At 61.2% G+C, this 19,268-nt stretch carries 16 protein-coding genes; 9 read left to right on the top strand and 7 right to left on the bottom strand.

Going from position 1 to position 19,268, the window contains the following annotated elements:
• Nucleotides 1-48 precede the first annotated feature (48 nt).
• Nucleotides 49-717 carry an invasion associated locus B family protein gene (locus ACRY08_RS12045; RefSeq protein WP_432450169.1) on the bottom strand — a complete coding sequence of 223 codons (669 nt, stop codon included), beginning with the start codon at nucleotides 715-717 and terminating at the stop codon, nucleotides 49-51.
• A 596-nt stretch (nucleotides 718-1,313) separates the two neighbouring features.
• Here ACRY08_RS12045 and ACRY08_RS12040 point away from each other — a divergent pair.
• The gene (locus tag ACRY08_RS12040; RefSeq protein WP_432450286.1) at nucleotides 1,314-2,858 is read left to right on the top strand and encodes a helicase HerA-like domain-containing protein; all 1,545 of its coding nucleotides are present in this window, start codon (nucleotides 1,314-1,316) and stop codon (nucleotides 2,856-2,858) included.
• A 104-nt stretch (nucleotides 2,859-2,962) separates the two neighbouring features.
• On the opposite strand, the gene ACRY08_RS12035 is transcribed toward ACRY08_RS12040, so the two are convergent.
• From ACRY08_RS12035 to ACRY08_RS12010, 6 genes are all read right to left on the bottom strand, one after another.
• A complete protein-coding gene (locus ACRY08_RS12035; protein WP_432450168.1) occupies nucleotides 2,963-3,310 on the bottom strand; it encodes a hypothetical protein in 348 nt (115 codons plus the stop codon).
• A 128-nt stretch (nucleotides 3,311-3,438) separates the two neighbouring features.
• Nucleotides 3,439-4,713 carry an HlyC/CorC family transporter gene (locus tag ACRY08_RS12030; RefSeq protein ID WP_432450167.1) on the bottom strand — a complete coding sequence of 425 codons (1,275 nt, stop codon included), beginning with the start codon at nucleotides 4,711-4,713 and terminating at the stop codon, nucleotides 3,439-3,441.
• Between the two features lie 147 nt (nucleotides 4,714-4,860).
• Complete coding sequence (locus ACRY08_RS12025) at nucleotides 4,861-6,042, bottom strand: ammonium transporter (RefSeq protein ID WP_432450166.1); 1,182 nt, start codon at nucleotides 6,040-6,042, stop codon at nucleotides 4,861-4,863.
• Between the two features lie 208 nt (nucleotides 6,043-6,250).
• Nucleotides 6,251-6,721 (bottom strand): CinA family protein, encoded by a 471-nt coding sequence (locus ACRY08_RS12020; protein ID WP_432450165.1) that lies wholly within the window; start codon nucleotides 6,719-6,721, stop codon nucleotides 6,251-6,253.
• Entirely contained in the window at nucleotides 6,718-7,218 is a 501-nt protein-coding gene (locus ACRY08_RS12015) for a phosphatidylglycerophosphatase A family protein (protein ID WP_432450164.1), read from the bottom strand. The genes ACRY08_RS12020 and ACRY08_RS12015 overlap by 4 nt, the downstream gene beginning before the upstream one ends.
• Before the next feature lies 1 nt (nucleotide 7,219).
• Nucleotides 7,220-8,365: a bifunctional 2-C-methyl-D-erythritol 4-phosphate cytidylyltransferase/2-C-methyl-D-erythritol 2,4-cyclodiphosphate synthase gene (locus tag ACRY08_RS12010; protein WP_432450163.1), complete on the bottom strand. Its 1,146-nt coding sequence runs from the start codon at nucleotides 8,363-8,365 to the stop codon at nucleotides 7,220-7,222.
• Between the two features lie 167 nt (nucleotides 8,366-8,532).
• On the opposite strand from ACRY08_RS12010, the gene dusB reads away from it, so the two are divergent.
• The 8 genes from dusB (at nucleotide 8,533) to hfq (ending at nucleotide 19,268) form a co-directional block, all read left to right on the top strand.
• The gene (dusB, locus tag ACRY08_RS12005) at nucleotides 8,533-9,513 is read left to right on the top strand and encodes a tRNA dihydrouridine synthase DusB (RefSeq protein WP_432450162.1); all 981 of its coding nucleotides are present in this window, start codon (nucleotides 8,533-8,535) and stop codon (nucleotides 9,511-9,513) included.
• Nucleotides 9,510-10,595, top strand: a complete 1,086-nt coding sequence (locus ACRY08_RS12000; protein ID WP_432450161.1) for a two-component system sensor histidine kinase NtrB — start codon at nucleotides 9,510-9,512, stop codon at nucleotides 10,593-10,595. The genes dusB and ACRY08_RS12000 overlap by 4 nt, the downstream gene beginning before the upstream one ends.
• Nucleotides 10,596-10,597: 2 nt before the next feature.
• Nucleotides 10,598-11,992, top strand: coding sequence for a response regulator (locus tag ACRY08_RS11995; RefSeq protein WP_432450160.1), 1,395 nt, complete (start codon nucleotides 10,598-10,600; stop codon nucleotides 11,990-11,992).
• A gap of 175 nt (nucleotides 11,993-12,167) precedes the next feature.
• Nucleotides 12,168-14,321, top strand: a complete 2,154-nt coding sequence (locus ACRY08_RS11990) for an ATP-binding protein (RefSeq protein WP_432450285.1) — start codon at nucleotides 12,168-12,170, stop codon at nucleotides 14,319-14,321.
• Between the two features lie 13 nt (nucleotides 14,322-14,334).
• On the top strand, nucleotides 14,335-15,756 hold the full coding sequence (locus ACRY08_RS11985; protein ID WP_432450159.1) for a sigma-54-dependent transcriptional regulator: 1,422 nt from the start codon (nucleotides 14,335-14,337) through the stop codon (nucleotides 15,754-15,756).
• A 190-nt stretch (nucleotides 15,757-15,946) separates the two neighbouring features.
• Nucleotides 15,947-17,323, top strand: a complete 1,377-nt coding sequence (trkA, locus tag ACRY08_RS11980) for a Trk system potassium transporter TrkA (protein WP_432450158.1) — start codon at nucleotides 15,947-15,949, stop codon at nucleotides 17,321-17,323.
• A gap of 14 nt (nucleotides 17,324-17,337) precedes the next feature.
• Complete coding sequence (locus ACRY08_RS11975) at nucleotides 17,338-18,885, top strand: TrkH family potassium uptake protein (protein ID WP_432450157.1); 1,548 nt, start codon at nucleotides 17,338-17,340, stop codon at nucleotides 18,883-18,885.
• Between the two features lie 146 nt (nucleotides 18,886-19,031).
• Nucleotides 19,032-19,268: an RNA chaperone Hfq gene (gene hfq / locus ACRY08_RS11970; RefSeq protein ID WP_091430174.1), complete on the top strand. Its 237-nt coding sequence runs from the start codon at nucleotides 19,032-19,034 to the stop codon at nucleotides 19,266-19,268.

Below are 19,268 nucleotides of genomic sequence, written 5' to 3'. Positions count from 1 at the left end.
CAAAAACGCCGCCTCGAAGGGCGGCGTTTTCTTTTGTGTTTTTATGGTTTACTGGGCCGGTGCCTTTGGGGCAGCCAGATCATCAAATGACTTGGTGAAACCCTTCAGCGACATGGCCAGGTTGACCTTCTGATCGGGGGCTGCGGCAGGCACGATGGTGACCGTGGCCTTTGCGCCTTTCTTGAAGCCGTCAATCTCGCCAGCGGTGAAACCGATATTGGCAACGCAGCCCGGCTGCGCGCAGAAGCGGAACGGATAGCGACGTGCCTGACCGCCATCAACCGAAATGGTCAGCTGTTGGGTCAAAAGCGTTTCCAGCGGCACCACAACGGTGGCCCCGGCAGCGGCCTGACCGCCAGCGGGCAGTTTGCCCAGCGAAATTTCAGCCACGGCATTGCCGGCTTCGTCTTTCAGCAGCTGGTACATCTGGCAGGGGTCGTCGCCCTGACCTTCAGGCAGGGTGATGCATTTGCGTTCCCAATCCCCTTCGACGCTTTCGACATAGGTCTGGCCGGGTTTGCGGGTTTCGTCCACGGGCTGACCCATATCGACCTTGGGCTGGCTGGCCTCGGATGTGTTTTCTGTCTCTGCTGTGGTTTCGGCGGCCTCGGTCGCTTCGGTGGCGGCATCTTCCGATGCGGTCTCTTGCGCCAATGCGGGGGCAGCGAAGGCCAGCAGGGCGGCCAGCGGCAGGGTTTTGATCAGATCAACCTTCATAACGGTTCCTTGTGTAAAAGACGTTCTTCACCTGAGGCCGGGATATCATGTGCCCGGGGCGGTGTCAGGTCCAAATAACCATACCTTTGGCGGATTTCGAGCCACGCCGCAGCGCTGCGCGATTCCCTGCCGAGCCCGGGCAGGCCCCCCGAGTTCGGGAGCCGCGAACCGGGCTAGGCAACGCGGTTCATATCCCTGCAGGCAGATGTCATGTCAGAGCTGAAAAAGTGAAAAGGGCCCGCAGCGCAGACCCTTTTCGGTGTTCTCTCCCTGCCGGACTGACCGGCTTATGGCGTGACGCTATGTCACTTGGTCGCAGGGGTCAAGGGGGCAATTGGCGCAATTGGCCTCCAAACTGTCGCGAATGTGATCTGATACAGCTTTTCACGCAAAAACAAATGCATAGCTACGCATGTTAACAAAAAAAGACCCCGCGCAAGGCGGGGTCAGTCTGACAGGGAGGAAGTCATTCCCGGGCATCTGCCCATCGGGAATGAATACAGTCTGGCCCAAGGAGGTTAATATTGTATTGTCGGAGCGAATTTAGTTTTGCGACCCTCTTCGGGTCGGGGGAGTGTGAGCAGATGACGGATCCGATGGACGGGCGAATTTTCGTGGGTGGCGGCGGCGTGGATTACGCCGAGAAGCAGGGGCTTTTGCTGAAATATGCCAACCGGCACGGGCTGGTGGCGGGGGCCACGGGCACCGGCAAGACGGTCACGCTGCAAATTCTGGCTGAGAACTTCGCAGCCCAGGGCGTTCCTGTGTTCCTGTCAGACGTGAAGGGGGATTTGTCGGGTCTTGCAAAAGCTGGCTCCGAAGGGTTCAAGCTGCACGAAGCCTTCACCTCGCGCGCGGAAAAGATCGGTTTTACGGATTACAGCTACAAGGCCTTCCCGGTCACCTTCTGGGACCTTTACGGCGATCAGGGGCACCCGGTGCGCACCACCGTCTCTGAAATGGGGCCGCTTTTGCTGGCGCGGCTACTTGAGCTGACCGAAGCGCAAGAGGGTGTGTTGAACATCGCCTTCCGCGTCGCCGACGAACAGGGCCTGCCGCTTCTGGATCTGAAGGACCTGCAGGCGCTTTTGGTCTGGGTCGGCGAAAACGGCAAGGATCTGAGCCTGCGCTACGGCAATGTGTCCCACAGTTCGGTTGGCGCCATCCAACGTGCGCTTTTGGTCTTGGAAAACCAGGGTGGGGCGAAGCTTTTTGGGGAACCCGCGCTGGAGCTGTCGGACATGATGCGCACGGATACGGATGGGCGCGGACGGATTTCCATTCTGGCGTCCGACAAGCTGATGGGTGCGCCGCGGCTTTATGCGACCTTCCTGTTGTGGCTTCTGTCCGAGCTTTTTGAGGAACTGCCCGAGGTGGGCGACCCGGACAAACCCAAGCTGGTCTTTTTCTTTGACGAGGCGCATCTGCTCTTTGATGGCGCGCCGAAAGCGCTGGTGGACAAGGTCGAACAGGTGGCACGCCTGATCCGGTCAAAAGGGGTGGGCATCTATTTCGTGACGCAAAGCCCGTCGGATATTCCCGAGGACATCCTTGGCCAGCTGGGCAACCGCGTGCAACACGCGCTGCGCGCCTTTACCGCACGTGATCGCAAGCAGCTGCGTCTGGCCGCCGAGACCTATCGCGACAATCCGCGCTTCTCGACCGAAGACGCCATTCGCGAAGTGGGTGTGGGCGAGGCTGTGACCTCGTTTCTGGAACGCAAAGGCGCGCCCGGCGTGGTGGAACGCACGCTCATTCGCCCGCCTTCGACGCAGCTTGGGCCGATTGAACCGGGCGAGCGCAAGGCACTGATTGATGCTTCGCCCATCGCCGGGAAATATGAGACGGTGAATGACCGCGAAAGCGCCTATGAGGTGTTGACCAAACGGGCCGCCGACGCCGCACGCGAAGCCGAAGAGGCAGAGCGCGCCGAGGAAGAGGCGGAAAGTGCCGCCGAACGCGAATACCGCGCCGGGCGGCGCTATTCCGGGTCGCGGGTGAAACGCTCTACCTCGCGCAGCCGCAAAACACCCGACAGTTTTGGCGGAGCCATGGCCGAGGCGGTGATGAAAGAGCTGAAAGGTACCACGGGCCGGCGCATTGTGCGCGGCATTCTGGGGTCCTTGTTCAAAGGGCGCTGATCAAGCTTTTAGCGAGCAGGATGATCTGAACAAAGGGGGGCGGCGGCCCCCCGATTTGTCAGATCAGCGCGGGCGTGGCCCGCGCGGCGCAGCCCGCCCGCGGGTCATTTCATCTGATAGCTGCGCGCCGATCCGTCTGCGCGGGTGAAGGTGACCAGATCGCCATCAAAACTGACCGCCGGGCAGCCCTTCCCGGCAAGAAAATCGGGGCTTGTGATGTCGCGGCAATAGGTGCCGTTCTCGACGCTCCACGTGCCTTCGATCTGCATCTTGTCATTGCCGCCAGTCAGCTTGCCATCCTCATGCAGGGTGATCGTGGTGTCGCTTTTGCCATAGAAGGTTTTGCCAGCAAGTGCGTCTTGCAGCGGGTCGGTGTCGGCGCGCAGCGCGGTGGCGGCAAGAGCAAGGGCTGCGAGCAGGGCAAGGGGCGCAAGATGGGTCAGGCGGGGCATGTGATGTCCTTTCGGGTGTCCTGTCCCGTTTATCCTGCCCAAATACGCCGCAGACATTGAGTTTGATCAAGCGGCCCCAAAAAGCCGCAGGAAAACGCTGCAAGAAACCGCGATGCCTCGCGCGCAGGTCAGATGGCGCGGATTTTCAGCCGGGCCACGCGGTTGCCATCGCGTTTCATGACCTCGAACCGCATGCCGTGGAAGCTGAAGACCTGACCTTCATTGGGGATCATCTGGGCTTCGTGAATGACCAGCCCGGCGATGGTATTGGCCTCGTCGTCGGGCAGCGACCAGTCATTGGCGCGGTTCAGGTCGCGGATCGTCACATGGCCTTCAACCACATAAGCTCCGTCTTGCAAGCGTTTGATTTCATGGTCGCTTTGCATGTCAAATTCGTCGGTGATCTCGCCCACGATCTCTTCCAGAATATCTTCAAGCGTGATCAGCCCTTCGAGCGATCCATATTCATCCACCACCAGCGCAAAATGTGTGTGGCGCTTGAGAAACTCGCGCATCTGGTCGTCGAGCGTGGTGGTTTCGGGGATGAAGTAAGGCTCCATCGCCACATCCAGCGGGTTGAAATCTTCGATCTTCTTGCCGGCGGCCTGCACTTTATACATGGCGCGGCTGAGGTCTTTGGCGTGGATCACACCGATGATATTTTCCGGCTCATTACGATAGACGGGCAGGCGGGTGTGACGCGAGGCGAGGATTTGTTCCAGCACCTCGACGGCCGGAGCGGCGGCGTCGATCATCTCGATCTGGCTGCGGTGGAGCATAATCTCCTCGACCGCGCGGTCCCCCAGATCCAACGCGCCCAACAGGCGGTCGCGGTCTTCCTTTTCCACCGCACCTTCCGAATGGCCCAGCGCGATGGCGCCCATGATCTCTTCGCGCACCGCAAGGATATGGCTGTCGGGGTCGGTTTCCACGCCAAAAAGGCGCAGCACACCACGGGTGATGGCGCGCACGGCCGACACGATGGGCGCGAAGACAAGGATGATCAGCGAAATGGGCCCAGAGGCCTTGGCCGCAGCGGCTTCCGGGCGGGTGATGGCATAGGTTTTGGGCAGCACCTCGGCGAAAATCAGCACCAGAAGCGTCATGACCAGCGTGGCCAGCGCCACGCCGCTGTCACCAAACAGGCGCGTGAACAGAGCCGTGGCCAGCGAGGCGGCCAGAATGTTTACAAGGTTGTTGCCCAAAAGCACCGAGCCGATCAGACGTTCGCTGTCCTCGGTGATGTCCAGCGCGCGCTGTGCAGCACGTTCGCCTTTGTCGGCGCGGTTGCGCAATTTGGCACGAGAGGCAGCGGTCAGGGCGGTTTCTGAGCCTGAGAAGAAAGCGGAAAGCACGAGCAGAGCGGCAATGGCGGCGCAGCTGATCCAGAAGGGGGTGTCCATGACGGGGTGTTGGGCCTTTGTGTTATGTCCCTTCTGTTATGGGTGTTCGGCGCGTGGCTTGCAAGAGAGGCACGCGTAAGGGTGCCTGCGCAAAGGAAAACGGGGCCATGTTGCCATGACCCCGCCGCCGCGCATGTCCGTGAGTGGTTACGATGTCATGTCGTAGGCGCGTTCTCCGTGGGCAGACAGGTCCAGCCCGTTGGTTTCAGTTTCCAGATCGACGCGCAAGGGGGTGAACAACGCGACCAGTTTGATCAGCACGAAGGTGACGACAATGGTGAAGATGCCGACGATGATCAGCGCCCCAAATTGCGCGACAAAGCTGCCCTGGCCAAAGACCGCGATCATGATCGTGCCGAAGATGCCGCCGACCCCATGCACGGCAAAAACATCCAGCGTGTCGTCGATCTTCAGCTTGTTGCGGATCACGTTCACGGCCTCCTGACACAGAACCCCGGCCACGGCGCCGATGATCAGCGCCTCGATGGGGCCAACAAAGCCCGAGGCCGGCGTGATCGAGGCCAGACCCGCGATGGTGCCGGTCACGATGCCCACAAGGCTGGCCTTGCCGTACTTCACCTTTTCATAGATGGCCCAGGTCAAGGATGCGGTGGCCGCAGAGATATGGGTCACCGTGATCGCCATGGCAGCGCCCCCATCAGCGGCCAGTTGCGAGCCACCATTGAAGCCAAACCAGCCCACCCAGAGCATGCCAGCCCCCATGAATACCATCCACGGCGCATGCGGGGGTGTGGTGCGGTGTTTGCGCGGGCCTAGGAAAATGGCGACCATCAGGGCCGCGATTGCCGCGGTTTCATGCACCACAATGCCACCGGCAAAGTCGCGCGTGCCGATCTCGCCAAAAATGCCGCCATCCGCCAGTGCGCCGCCGCCCCAGATCCAATGCACAACGGGCGCATAGCACAAGAGCATCCACAGGCCCGAGAAGGCCATCACAAAGCCAAAGCCAACCCGTTCCACATAAGCGCCCACGATCAGCGCGGGGGTGATCACCGCGAAGGTCATCTGGAAGGCAAAGAACAAAACCTCGGGCAGGGTGCCTGACAGGCTGTCTGCGGTGACGCCCATCAAAAACGCCTTGTCCAGAGATCCGAACCAGCCATGGGTCGCATCCCCAAAGGCAATTGTGTAGCCCAGCGCCAGCCACAGCACGCTCATCAAACAGGCGATGGCATAGACATGCATGAAGACGCTGAGCACGTTGCGGGCGCGTACAAGCCCGCCGTAAAACAGCGCCAATCCCGGCAGTGACATGAAAAGGACCAATGCTGTGGCCACGATGATCCAGGCAGTATCTGCGCCGTTCATATTCCCCTCCTTCGGGTAAAAACCTGATGACGGGGGTTGTCGCGGATTGCTGCGGAAATGGGCAGGATGCAGAGGGGATTTGGGTCCTGTGCGTCCAAGAATTTACATTTTGCTGAAAAAATGGACGCTCAATGCGCGGGTTGTGTTGCTCTTTAAGCGCTGAGGGAACGGTTGAGCGACCAATGCCCCGCGATATTCTTGTGCTGCCTTACTGTCGGGCGGCCTGCATCAAAAGCGACAGCGCATGGGTTGTGGCGGCCAAACGGACCTTTTCGCGGCCCAGCGCGCCGAACTCGACCGTCTCTGTGGTGACACCATCAGGCGTGGCCAGCCCGAAACAGACGCGGCCCTCGGGTTTGTGATCCGATCCACCCGGCCCTGCGATCCCGGTGACTGAGACGGTAAGTGTTGCCAGCGAACGGGCCAGTGCGCCTAGTGCCATTTCAGCCGCCACCTCTTCAGATACGGCACCATGGGCCTGAAGTGTGTCTGCCCGCACGCCCAACATGTCTTCTTTGGCGTCATTGGAATAGGTGATGAACCCACGGTCAAACACGTCCGAGCTGCCCGGAACTTCGGTCAGCGCGGCGCCCACCATGCCGCCGGTGCAGCTTTCCGCCGTGGCGATACGCCAGCCGTGCGCGCGACACAGCGACAGGATGTCAGCTGCAAGGCTCACATCAGTACCGCATGGGCACCGTAAGCCAGCGCCACCACCGTGATCGCAGCCGCCACGCCCGCATAGACGTCATCCATCATCACGCCCGTTGCATCCCCGCGCCGATCCGCCTTGCCAATGGGGCCAAGTTTGGTGATGTCGAAAAACCGAAAGGCGAGAAAGGCAACGATCCAGCCGGGGTAAAGCGCGGTGATATCCGCGCCCATCATCTTGGCCCCGAAAGAGACCGGGAAAAGCGCGATCCACATGCCGACCACCTCGTCGATCACCACCTCGGACGGGTCGTGGTCATCGCTGCCTGCGGTATAGGCCTCGGTCGCCTTGAGGCCGATGTAATAGGCCAGGATCGTGGCGCCGGTCAGTGCGATGGGACCGCCGATGATATGCGAAACCCATGCGACGGGCAGAGCCGCCAGCGTGCCCCATGTGCCCGGTGCGGGGCGCATGAGGCCTGAATAGAAGAAGGTGGCGATCAGCTTGGCTGTGAATGGGGTCATGTTACTCTCCGATCAGCGTGGCGACGGCCTGTGCGGCGATGCCTTCGGCGCGCCCCGTAAAGCCCAGACGTTCGCTGGTGGTGGCCTTCACCGATACGCGGGTCACCTCCATCCCCATGATGTCGGCCAAAGCGGCGCGCATCGCCTGTGCATGTGGCCCGATCTTGGGTTCTTCGCAAATCAGCGTCACATCGACATTCGAGATCCGGTAGCCGCGCGTGCCCGCCAGCTTGACCGCGTGGCGCAGGAAAATATCGCTTTCAGCGCCTTTCCACTGCGCATCCGAGGGCGGGAAGTGCTGGCCGATATCACCCTCGGCCAATGCGCCATAAATCGCATCGGTCAGCGCATGCATGCCCACATCGGCGTCCGAATGACCCTTGAGCGCGCGATCATGCGGGACCGAAACACCGCAGAGCACCACATGGTCCCCATCCTCAAACGCATGCACGTCAAAACCGGTGCCCACCCGAATATCCATCGCCTGTTCCTTTTCCTCGGCCAGCAATAGCCGTTCGGCCCGCGCGAAATCGCCGGGCGTGGTGATCTTCAGGTTGCGTTCATCGCCCGAAACCACCGCCACGTCCAGACCTGCATGGCGGGCGACCTCGACATCATCGGCGGCCCCGCCCGGATGGGCGCGATGGGCGGCGAGGATATCGGCAAAGCGAAAGCCCTGCGGCGTCTGCGCGCGATAAAGCCCGCTGCGATCCTGCGTGCCAGTCACAAGGCCCGCCTCCCCGCGCCACAGCGCATCTGTGACGGGCAGGGCGGGGGCCGCGCCCGGATGGGCGTCAAGGGCCTCAATCACGGCCTCGATCACGGCGTCCGGTACCAAGGGGCGGGCCACGTCATGGATCAGCACGTGATCTGGGGCCGTGTTTTCCAGCGCCTCAAGCCCCGCCATCACACTCGCGTCCCGCGTAGCGCCCCCATGCACAAGGGTCACGCCTTCGATCTGATCGGCAAATCCGTGATCATCGGGGTGAATGACCAACACAATTTGACCTGTGCCCGCATGGGCACGAAACCGCGCCACAGTATGCGCCGCAACGGGTGCCCCCGCGATCTGGCGCCACTGTTTTGGCAGGCCCGCGCCCGCGCGTGTGCCGCGCCCGGCGGCAACGATGATGACAGCTGTGTTCATGCCCTCTTGTTTAGGACGTGCTGAATTGAAGAACAATGGCGGTGAATCGCCCGCAAAAAGCGCACAAAAAATAGGCAGAATGTGAAAGGGTCGCTCGCGGAGCAGGCAGAAAGTTGATATATTGCGGGGGGTCAGCGCAATCTGACCCTATTGCACAAGGATTAAGCATGTCGCTCCCGATCGGAGATATCAGCCTGTCACCCCCCGTGATCCTCGCCCCCATGGCCGGGATCACCGATTTGCCGTTTCGCGATATCGTCGCCTCGTTTGGCGCGGGGCTTGTGGTGTCGGAAATGGTGGCCAGCCAGGAAATGGTGCAGGCCAAACCCGGCGTGCGCGAACGGGCCGAGCTGGGCTTTGGTCACGCCAATACCGCCGTGCAGCTGGCCGCGCGCGACCCTTACTGGGCGGGCGAGGCCGCGCGTATGGTCGAGGCCAACGGCGCGCGCATTATCGACATCAATATGGGCTGCCCGGCGCGCAAAGTGGTGGGCGGCATGTCCGGCTCGGCGCTCATGCGCGATCTGGACCATGCGCTCAGGCTGATCGACGCGATTGTCGGCGCGGTCAATGTGCCGGTCACGCTGAAAACCCGGCTGGGCTGGGATGATGACAGTCTCAATGCGCCCGAACTGGCCCGACTGGCCGAAGGGGCGGGCATTCGTCTCATCACCATCCACGGCCGTACGCGCTGTCAGTTTTACAAAGGCCACGCCAATTGGGCCGCGATCCGCCCGGTGAAAGAGGCCGTATCGATCCCGGTCATCGCCAATGGGGATATCGTGGACACGGCGACGGCCCGTCAGGCGCTGTCCGACAGCGGCGCGGATGGGGTGATGATCGGGCGCGGCGCGGGCGGGCGGCCGTGGCTTCTGGCCGAGATTGCACATGCGCTTTACGGACAGCCCGCGCCAGACATCCCCACAGGCGAGGCGCTGGTCAAGCTGGTCAGCGACCATCATGCCGCGAGCCTTGACTTTTATGGGCCAGAGCTGGGCGGGCGGGTCATTCGCAAACATTTGGGCTGGTATATGGATGGGGTCGGCACCGCGCCTGACCTGCGCCGTCGCATCCTGTCCTCACGCAACCCAGACGAGGTGCGCGCCCTGATCGCGCCTGCGCTTTTGGCGCAAAGAGAGGCCGCATGAGTGACGAGCTGGCCCTTTGGAACGCGCTGCCTGTGCCTGCGCTGCTGCTAGACGGGGTGGGGCAGGTGGAGCGCCTGAACGGTGCGGGCGAGCTGTTTCTGAACTGCTCGGAACGGGGGCTTCTGGGCAAGTTGCCGACGGCGCGGTTCGGCTTTTCCGTTGACCTTTTGCCCTCGATTGAACGGGTGCGTCTGAACGGGGCGCCTTTGTTCATCGACGGGGTCACAATTCGGCTGAGTTCTGGCGAGAAGCGCGAGGTGAACTTGCAGATATCACCCCTGACCAGCAGCCCGTCGGGCGAGGTGATCATGCTTTTGCAGCCGCGCTCTGGCGCCGAGGCGCTGGGGCAGGTGGTCGGGCCGAAAGCGGCCGCGCGTCAGGCGATTGGCATGGCCGAGATGCTGGCGCATGAGATCAAGAACCCCCTGGCCGGGATCACGGGCGCGGCGCAGCTTCTGTCCATGTCCCTGCCGGAGGGTGATCAGGAGCTGACCGATCTGATCGTGGCCGAAAGCCGCCGCATCGTCGCCCTTCTGGAACAGGTCGAGCGGTTTGGCGATCTGCGCCCGCCCGCACGGCGTGCCGTGAATGTGCATGATATTCTGGACCGTGCAAGGGCCACGGCGCAGCTTGGTTTTGCCCCCGATATACGCTTCTCGGAACTGTATGATCCGTCGCTGCCAGAAGTGTTTGTGGATGGGGATCAGCTGCAGCAGGTGATCTTGAACTTGTTGAAGAATGCTGCGCAAGCACTTGGCGGTGAGGGTAAAATTACGCTCCGTACATTCTACGAGGCCGGGCTTCGCCTGCATCTGCCCAACGGCGAACATGCCAGCCTGCCCATTCAGATTGAGGTCACGGATAACGGGCCGGGGCTGCCCCCCGATATCGCCGATCAGGTCTTTGACCCCTTCGTGTCAGGCCGCGAAAACGGCACCGGGCTGGGGCTGGCTTTGGTGTCGAAAATCCTGACCGATCACAACGCGCTCATTGCGGTGGACAGCCACCCCGGACGCACCACGTTTCGCATTAGCCTGCCGGTCGCCCCGGCAACCGGCGCTCACCCCCCTGAAGGAGACTGACCATGGATGGCACCGTTCTTGTGGCCGATGACGACCGGACAATCCGCACGGTTCTGACCCAGGCATTGACGCGCGCGGGTTGCCGGGTGCATGCGACCGGTTCAATGGTGACCCTGATGCGCTGGGTTGAAGAGGGGCGCGGGGATGTGGTGATTTCCGATGTTGTCATGCCCGATGGGAACGGGCTGGAAAGCCTGCCGAAAATCGCCAAGCTGCGCCCGGACCTGCCTGTGATCGTTATCTCGGCGCAAAACACCATCATGACCGCCATTCAGGCTGCGGAAGCCGAGGCCTTTGATTATCTTCCCAAGCCATTTGACCTGCCGGATTTGATGAAACGCACCGCTCAGGCCCTGGAGCGCAAGCGCCTGCGTGTGCGCAATGCAGCGCCGTCGGAGCTGTCGCCATCGGTGACAGGCACTGCGGCGGTTGGGCAGACGGACTTGCCTTTGGTGGGGCGCACGCCCGCCATGCAAGAGCTCTACCGCCTTGTGGCGCGGGTCCTGAATGTTGATCTGCCGGTGTTGATCACCGGGGAAAGCGGCACGGGGAAATCTTTGATCGCGCGGGCGCTACATGATTTTTCCGACCGTCAGGACGCGCCTTTTGTGGTGGCCACGCCGGATGATCTTCTGCCCACGGACGGGATGGACCGGTTGGTGCGTCGGGCGGGGGCGGGCACGGTTCTGTTTGACGGTGTGGGTGATCTGGACGCCGACGCGCAGGCCCGCCTGACGCGTCTTTTGGACACGCTGGATGGGTCCGGGCCGCGTGTGCTGGCCATTTCGCAAGGCGATCTGGCGCAGGCGGCGGCGCGTGGCACGTTTCGCGAGGATTTGTTCTATCGGCTGGCCGGCGTGGTGATTCCCGTGCCCTCGTTGCGCGAACGGATGGAGGATATCCCCGCCCTTGCCGATCACTTTCTGGCGCGGGTGACGCGGGATGGTCTGCCCGCCCGGCGTTTTTCCGCCGATGTCGAAGACGCCCTGCGCGCCTATCCATGGCCGGGCAATGTGCGTGAGCTTGAAAACCTTGTGAACCGGCTGGCGGTCACCGGAACGGAAGATGAAATCTCGAAATCAGACGTGTTGGGGGCCCTTGGCGCGCCCATTGTGCCGGGCGCGGATACGCCCGACCTTTCCGACGAACGCCTGTCAGATGCGGTGCATCGCCACCTCAAACGCTATTTCGATCTGCATGGAGGCGTGTTGCCGCCAGCAGGGCTTTATCAGCGCATTTTGCGCGAAATGGAGCTTCCGCTTCTTGAAATCGCTCTGGATGCGACCGCAGGGAACCAAGCCAAATGTGCCGATCTTCTGGGCATCAACCGCAATACCTTGAGAAAGAAGATCACAGATTTGGGAATCGAGGTGACACGCCGCCGCAAATTGATGTAAAAGGGCAACAGGGCGCGGCAATTAGGCCATAGAGTCTCTCGGCGCCCGGGGGTGGCCCGTTTGGGTCGGTATTCGAAGGAAGCTTCCCGTGGCGCGAGCGGTGCGCAGATCGAGACTAGACTATTACCTGAGCCTGCAACGCTGGCGACGCTACCGTGCGGGTGCGGCGATCAGCATGGTCGCGCTTGGACCAGTTCTGGCCCTGACGACCTTTCTGGTGCTGGGGCCGTTCGGGCAGGGGGTGGACAGCAACGCGCTCAGGCTGATTCTGCTTGCCGATATTGTCTATGTCATTCTGGTGGCCGGGCTTGTGCTGGCCGGTGTCGGGCGCATGGTTGCCGCCCGCCGGCAGGAAAGCGCAGGGTCGCGGCTGCATTTGCGCCTGACCATGGTTTTTGCGGTGATTGCGCTGAGCCCAACGATCCTTGTGGCGGTCTTTGCCATGCTGACCCTTAATATGGGGCTCGAGGGCTGGTTTTCGGAACGTGTGCGCACGGTGGTGGGCAATTCGCTCTCTGCCGCGCAGGCCTATAAGCAGGAAAGCCGCGATGGGCTGGTGCAGGATGGTGAAGCGCTGGCCAACTATCTCAGCCTTCAGCGGGCCAATCAGCTTTTGCTGACAGATGGCGAGCTGGGGCGGCTTTTGGTGCAGGGGCAGACCCGTATCCAACGCGGGCTGCGCGAGGCCTATGTGATCAATTCGGACGGCGATATCCGGGTGCGTGGGGAGCGGTCCTACCTGTTTGATTTTGAAAAACCCTCGGCCGAGGATTTGTCCCGCGCGCTCACAGGTGAATCCGTTGTGATCGAGGATTGGCCGCGCAATGAGTTTCGTGTGTTGATCCAGCTTGATGGGTTCTCGGACCACCTGATTTTGCTGACGCGGGACGTGAATGGCGAGATTTTGGACCTTGTGGATGACACGCAGGAAGCGGTGCGGGTCTATAACCAGCTTGAAAGCCAACGCGGTCAGCAGCTGTTTCAGTTTGGCCTGATTTACCTGGGCTTTGCGGTGATCCTGATCCTTGCGGCGATCTGGCTGGGCATGTGGTTTGCTGAACGTCTGGCGCGCCCGGTGGGGCGGCTGGCCGGGGCGGCGCAGCGTGTCGGCGGGGGCGATCTGGATGTGCGCGTGATCGAAGAGGCAGGGGATGACGAGATCGCCATGCTGGGGCGGTATTTCAACCAGATGACCGCGCGCCTTAAGGGGCAACGTGACCGCCTGCTGGAAAACACCGATCAGATCGAACGCCGCCGGCGGCTCTTTGACAGCGTGCTCAGCTCGATCACCGGGGGCGTTGTCGGGTTGAACCCGGCCGGGCAGGTGACCTTTGTGAACCGCGCGGCCGAACAGCTTTTGGAAGTGGACGACGAAAACGGGCAGGAACACGAACTGTCTTTGGTCGTGCCGGAGTTCCAGCCGCTTTTGGATGAAGTGGTGCAAAGTGGTCTGGGCAGCGCGCAGGGCGAGATACGTCTGACCCGTGGCGGTCGGCAGGAAAGCCTTCTGGTGCGCATCGCGCGGCGACAGAATGAAGAGGGCGGTCTGGAAGGCTATGTGATCGCCTTTGATGACGTGACTGATCTGGTCACCGCCCAGCGCATGGCCGCCTGGGGCGACGTGGCGCGGCGTATTGCGCATGAGATCAAGAACCCGCTGACCCCCATTCAACTGTCCGCCGAACGCATCAAACGCAAGTTCAGCAAGGTCGAGGGCGTCGATGTGGCCGCGTTGGAACAATATACCGATGTGATCGTGCGTCAGACCGGGGATTTGCGCCGGATTGTTGATGAGTTCTCGAAATTCGCGCGCATGCCCGAACCGGATCGCCGGGTCACGGATCTGGTGAAACTGATGCGTGACGTGATTGTGTTGCAAGAGGCCGGGCAGGAGGATGTCGACATCTCGGCCGTGTTGCTGGACGGGCCAATTGAGGTTGAGATTGACGAAACCATGATCGGCCAGGCGCTGACCAACCTGATTAAGAATGCAGGCGAAGCCATTGAAACCTTGCAGAAAAAAGGTGCTCCTGATGGGCATATGCCGCAGGTTCATATTGGTATGGAGCTGCTGAGTTCGGGGGTGGAAATCACCATTGCCGACAATGGTATCGGGCTGCCGGAAGATCGTGCCCGGTTGTTTGAGCCATATGTGACCACACGCGATGAGGGCACCGGGCTGGGCCTGCCCATCGTCAAGAAGATCATCGAAGAACATGGCGGTCGTCTGACCTTGGAAGACGCGCCTGTATTTGAACCGGGCGGCGCGCATTTTGGCGCCATGGCCCGCATTTATCTGCCCCGCACAGGCGGGCAAGCAAAAGAGTGAGTTGGGGGACGATATGAGCGATATCCTGATTGTAGATGACGAACGCGACATCCGGGAGCTGATCTCGGATATTTTGGAAGATGAAGGGTTTACCACCCGGCTGGCGGGCACGTCAGACGAGGCGGTGGCCGAGGTGAAGGCTGAACTGCCGTCGCTGATGATCCTCGATATCTGGCTGAAAGACAGCGATATGGATGGGATCGACATCCTGAAGATGGTCAAACGTGAACACCCCGAGGTGCCGGTGGTGATCATCTCGGGTCATGGCAATATCGAAATTGCCGTCGCCGCGACCAAACAGGGCGCCTATGATTTTATCGAAAAGCCCTTCAATATTGATCAGCTGATGGTGGTGATCCGGCGCGCCATGGAGACCAGCCGGCTCAGGCGCGAAAACACTGAACTGAAGCGCCGTGATGGCTCTCCTGCTGAGATGATTGGATCAAGTGCGGCGTTCAAGGCGTTGAAATCGCAGCTTGAAAAGGTCACGAAATCCAATGGGCGGGTGCTTCTGACCGGGCCTGCGGGTGTCGGCAAAGAGATGGCTGCCCGTTATGTTCACATGCATTCTGACCGGGGCGCGGCCCCCTTTGTGGTGGTCAACTCCGCCTCGATCGAGGCCGAGCGCATGGAAGAGGTGCTGTTTGGCCGTGAATGCGCCGAACGCGGGGTGGAGCCGGGGCTTTTGGAAGAAGCCAATGGCGGCGTGCTTTATTTCGACGAGGTGGCCGACATGCCGCTTGGCACCCAATCCAAGATCCTACGCGTTCTGGTCGACCAGCGTTTCCAGCGTGTGGGTGGCGGGGACAAAGTGTCGGTCGATCTGCGGGTGATCAGCTCGACCAATCGCGATTTGCAGGCCGAAATTGATGCCGGTAATTTCCGCGAAGAGCTGTATCACCGGCTGAACGTGGTGCCGATCAGCGTGCCTCCCTTGTCGGAACGGCGCGAGGATATTCCGGTTTTGGCGGAATACTTCCTTGAACTGTTCAACAAAAACAACGGCTTGCCGCTGCGTGAATTGGCCGAGGAAGCCGGGGCCATGTTGCAGACGCTGAATTGGCCGGGCAATGTGCGCCAGTTGAAAAACATGATGGAACGCGTGTTGATCCTGGGCGATGGCAGCGGGCCCATTCAAGCCAGCGAGCTGCCCGGTCAGGACGCACCGGGCGAGGTCGAGGGCGACCAGCAGGTGGTCGTGTCAGGCGCGCTGGCCATGATGCCCCTGCGCGAAGCGCGCGAGGCGTTTGAACGCGAATATCTATTGGCGCAGATCAACCGGTTCGGCGGGAATATCTCGCGCACGGCGAATTTTGTTGGCATGGAACGCTCGGCCCTGCACCGCAAGCTGAAATCTCTGGGCGTTGTGACCGGGTCGAAGGCCGGTGCGCGCGTGGCCTATGTGGCGGGCGAAGACGAGGTCGAAGAGGCGTGAGGCCTGACGCGCGGGGCGCGATCCCGGCCATGCCTGCGCGGCCCATGCGTGGTCCATGCGCGGCGCGGGGCCGTGACGCTGCCATTGACCCTGCGCGCGCCTTCTGCCATCCCTTTTTACGTGACATGTCAGGGCCTGATAGCAGGCCCGTGACGGCTTCAGCGCCACAGGGCGCTTTTGGGAGAACCGGATGAAGGTCATCATTTGCGGGGCGGGTCAGGTCGGCTGGCAGATCGCGCGTCACCTTTCCAGCGAAAAGAACGACGTGACGGTGGTGGACAACAACGCCGAACTTGTGGCGCGGGCCACGGACACGTTGGATGTACAGGGAATTTCGGGCCATGCGTCCTATCCGGATGTGCTGGATCGGGCGGGCGCGCGCGATGCCGATATGATCATCGCCGCCACCCATTCGGACGAGGTGAACATGGTCACCTGTCAGGTGGCGCATTCCGTTTTCAACGTGCCGCGCAAGATCGCCCGGCTGCGTGCACAAAGCTATCTGGACGCCATCTATGCGGACCTTTACCGGCGCGATCACCTGCCGATTGACGTGGTGATCAGCCCGGAACGCGAAGTGGCCGAAGCGGTACTGAAGCGCCTGCAGGCGCCCTCGGCCTTCGATATCGAGAGTTTTCTGGACGGAAAGGTGCAGCTTCTTGGCGTGCAGCTGGGCGAAGATTGCCCGGTGATCAACACGCCCCTGCGCCAGTTGACAGACCTGTTTTCCACCCTGTCGGCCATCGTTGTCGGGGTGCGCCGCGAAGGCAGCCTGTTCGCGCCCGAACCGGGCGACCAGCTGTTTGCGGGCGATCAGATCTATGTCTTTACCAAAACCAGCGATGTGAATCGCACTCTGGAAGTGTTTGGCAAGACCACCAAGCGGCAGGAACGTGTGGTGATCCTTGGGGGCGGCAATGTGGGGCTTGCGGTCGCACGCGAGCTGGAAACCCGCGAGGATCGCATTCGCGCCAAGGTGATCGAACTGGACCGCTCGGTCGCCGAACTGGCCGCCGATGCGTTGGAACGCACGGTGGTGTTAAACGGCGACGGTATGGTGCGCGAGCTGATGAAAGAGGCGGGCGTGCCGCGCGCCGATGCCATTCTGGCCGTGACCGATGACGACAAGGTGAACCTGCTGGCCTCGGTGCGCGCCAAGGCCGAGGGCTGCCCGATGTCGATCTGTCTGGTCAACGACCCCTCGCTTGTCGGGCTGATGGAGCCCTTGAACATCGACGCCTATATCAACCCGCGTACCCAGACGGTCAGTTCGATCCTGCGCCATATCCGTCACGGCAAAGTGCGCGAGGTCTATTCGCTGGGCGACGCCGAAGCTGAGGTGATCGAGGCACAGGTTCTGTCCACATCCCCCATCGCGGGCAAACCCATCCGCGAGGTGGATTTCCCCGAAGGCGTGCTTGTGGGCGCCGTGATGAAAGGTGACGAGGTCCTGAAACCCTCGGGCAAGCTGCGCATTGATGAAGGCGACGTGGTCACTCTGTTTTGTATGGCCGCGGATGTGCCAGAGGTCGAACGGCTGTTGCAGGTCACGATCGACTTCTTCTGATCCGGACCGCTGCCATGCTTGCCCAGATCGCCAAACTTCCACTGCTTGTGATCCTGATGGGGATCTCGGTTCTGGCCATGCTGTTGCCGGCTGGATTTGCGTGGAGCGTCGGCGAGTATTACGAGGGGCGGGTCTTTCTGTACGGCGCTTTGCTATTTGGTTTCATTACCTTTTTTCTGGCGATTGCCATGGCAAACCGGCAGCGCTCTACCCGGCACAGGCGTCACCTTCTGGCGCTTTTGGGCCTGTTTGTCATTCTGCCGCTGATGCTGGCTGTGCCGTTTCATCAGGCGCTGCGCACCACGTCCTTTCTGAACGCCTATGTCGAGATGGTCTCGGCGCTGACCACCACCGGGGCGACCCTGTTTGACGATCCCGGACGCCTGCCGGATACGTTGCATTTATGGCGCGCACTGGTGGGCTGGCTTGGTGGGCTGTTCATCTGGGTTGGGGCCATCGCAATCCTTGCCCCCATGGCGCTTGGCGGGTTCGAAGTGCGGGCACGCTATGGCGCGCGTGGGCAGTCTGCGCGCCTGACCGGCGGGCGGTTTGGCGCCGGGATGAGCCAGATCACCCGGGTGGCGGATTTTTCCGACCGCATCCGCACCTATGGTATTCGTCTGCTGCCGGTCTATACCGGCCTGACCCTTGCCTTGTGGATTGGGCTGATCCTTGCCGGTGACACTGCCTTTGTCGCGCTGTGCCATGCCATGTCCACCATGGCGACCAGTGGCATTTCACCGGTGGGCGGATTGTCCGGGGCCAGTTCCGGCTATGGCGGAGAGGTGATGATCGCGGTTTTCCTGATCTTTGCCATTTCGCGTCTGACCTTTGCGACCGACATGCAAACGGGCGAGCTGCGCAACCTGACCGCTGACCCCGAAATACGGCTGGCCACGGTGATCGTGCTGGTGTTGCCACTGTTCTTGTTCCTGCGTCACTGGGTCGGAGCCTATGAGGTGGAAGAGGAAATGAACCTTCTGGCCGGGTTGGCCTCGCTTTGGGGGACGTTTTTCACCACGCTGTCTTTCTTGACCACCCTGGGGTTCGAAAGCCCGGCATGGGCGGTCAGTCGGGACTGGTCGGGACTGCAGACGCCGGGCCTGATCCTGATGGGGCTGGCGCTGGTGGGTGGCGGCGTGGCGACCACGGCAGGGGGGGCGAAACTCATGCGGGTCTATGCATTGTACCTGCATGGGCTGCGCGAGATGGAAAAACTGGTGCACCCGTCATCGGTTGGTGGCGCCGGGACCGAGGCCCGCCATATGCGCGGGCGCGGGGCCTATATGGCTTGGGTGTTTTTCATGCTGATGACCTTGTCCGTGGCGCTGGTCATGGCGCTTTTTGCGCTGACCGGGCAGGATTTTGAAGGTGCGATGATCCTGACCATTGCGTCCCTGACCACCACGGGCCCCATCGCACAGGTGGCCGCGGTTGACCCGATCTCTTACGGGGCTTTGGGAAACACGGCAAAGATGATCCTAGCGGGGGCGATGATCCTTGGCCGGCTGGAAACACTTGCCATCATTGCGCTTCTCAGCCCGGATATTTGGCGTCGCTGACCCATTCAGTTGTGGTCTGGCGGCCATACCCGGCTTTCTGCGCTGCAAAAAGGGGCTGGAAACCACCAAAATCCCGCGTCATAGTGGCATTCAGGTATAAATCCTGCCGGATCGCCGGCAGCACGAGACAAAAAAGGCAAAAAACGATGGCTGCCGATAAGCAAAACCTTCAGGACGCATTCCTTAATCATGTGCGCAAATCAAAAGTGCCGGTCACGATCTTTCTGATCAACGGCGTGAAACTGCAGGGCGTGATTTCCTGGTTCGACAATTTCTGCGTGCTTCTGCGCCGTGATGGACAGTCGCAGCTTGTGTATAAGCATGCAATCTCGACCATTATGCCGGGCCAACCGATCAATCTTTATGACGGCGAAGACAGCTGA

The sequence above is a fragment of the Aliiroseovarius marinus genome, assembly GCF_050881025.1.
GTDB lineage: Bacteria > Pseudomonadota > Alphaproteobacteria > Rhodobacterales > Rhodobacteraceae > Aliiroseovarius > Aliiroseovarius marinus_A.
This window is presented reverse-complemented; position numbering and strand designations above follow the sequence as displayed.

Excerpts from the sequence above, each read along its gene's own strand:
- ACRY08_RS12045 (WP_432450169.1), bottom strand. The coding sequence starts at position 717 with ATGAAGGTTGATCTGATCAAAACCCTGCCGCTGGCCGCCCTGCTGGCC.
- ACRY08_RS12040 (WP_432450286.1), top strand. The coding sequence starts at position 1,314 with ATGGACGGGCGAATTTTCGTGGGTGGCGGCGGCGTGGATTACGCCGAG.
- ACRY08_RS12035 (WP_432450168.1), bottom strand. The coding sequence starts at position 3,310 with ATGCCCCGCCTGACCCATCTTGCGCCCCTTGCCCTGCTCGCAGCCCTT.
- ACRY08_RS12030 (WP_432450167.1), bottom strand. The coding sequence starts at position 4,713 with ATGGACACCCCCTTCTGGATCAGCTGCGCCGCCATTGCCGCTCTGCTC.
- ACRY08_RS12025 (WP_432450166.1), bottom strand. The coding sequence starts at position 6,042 with ATGAACGGCGCAGATACTGCCTGGATCATCGTGGCCACAGCATTGGTC.
- ACRY08_RS12015 (WP_432450164.1), bottom strand. The coding sequence starts at position 7,218 with ATGACCCCATTCACAGCCAAGCTGATCGCCACCTTCTTCTATTCAGGC.
- ACRY08_RS12010 (WP_432450163.1), bottom strand. The coding sequence starts at position 8,365 with ATGAACACAGCTGTCATCATCGTTGCCGCCGGGCGCGGCACACGCGCG.
- dusB (WP_432450162.1), top strand. The coding sequence starts at position 8,533 with ATGTCGCTCCCGATCGGAGATATCAGCCTGTCACCCCCCGTGATCCTC.
- ACRY08_RS12000 (WP_432450161.1), top strand. The coding sequence starts at position 9,510 with ATGAGTGACGAGCTGGCCCTTTGGAACGCGCTGCCTGTGCCTGCGCTG.
- ACRY08_RS11995 (WP_432450160.1), top strand. The coding sequence starts at position 10,598 with ATGGATGGCACCGTTCTTGTGGCCGATGACGACCGGACAATCCGCACG.
- ACRY08_RS11990 (WP_432450285.1), top strand. The coding sequence starts at position 12,168 with ATGGTCGCGCTTGGACCAGTTCTGGCCCTGACGACCTTTCTGGTGCTG.
- ACRY08_RS11985 (WP_432450159.1), top strand. The coding sequence starts at position 14,335 with ATGAGCGATATCCTGATTGTAGATGACGAACGCGACATCCGGGAGCTG.
- trkA (WP_432450158.1), top strand. The coding sequence starts at position 15,947 with ATGAAGGTCATCATTTGCGGGGCGGGTCAGGTCGGCTGGCAGATCGCG.
- ACRY08_RS11975 (WP_432450157.1), top strand. The coding sequence starts at position 17,338 with ATGCTTGCCCAGATCGCCAAACTTCCACTGCTTGTGATCCTGATGGGG.
- hfq (WP_091430174.1), top strand. The coding sequence starts at position 19,032 with ATGGCTGCCGATAAGCAAAACCTTCAGGACGCATTCCTTAATCATGTG.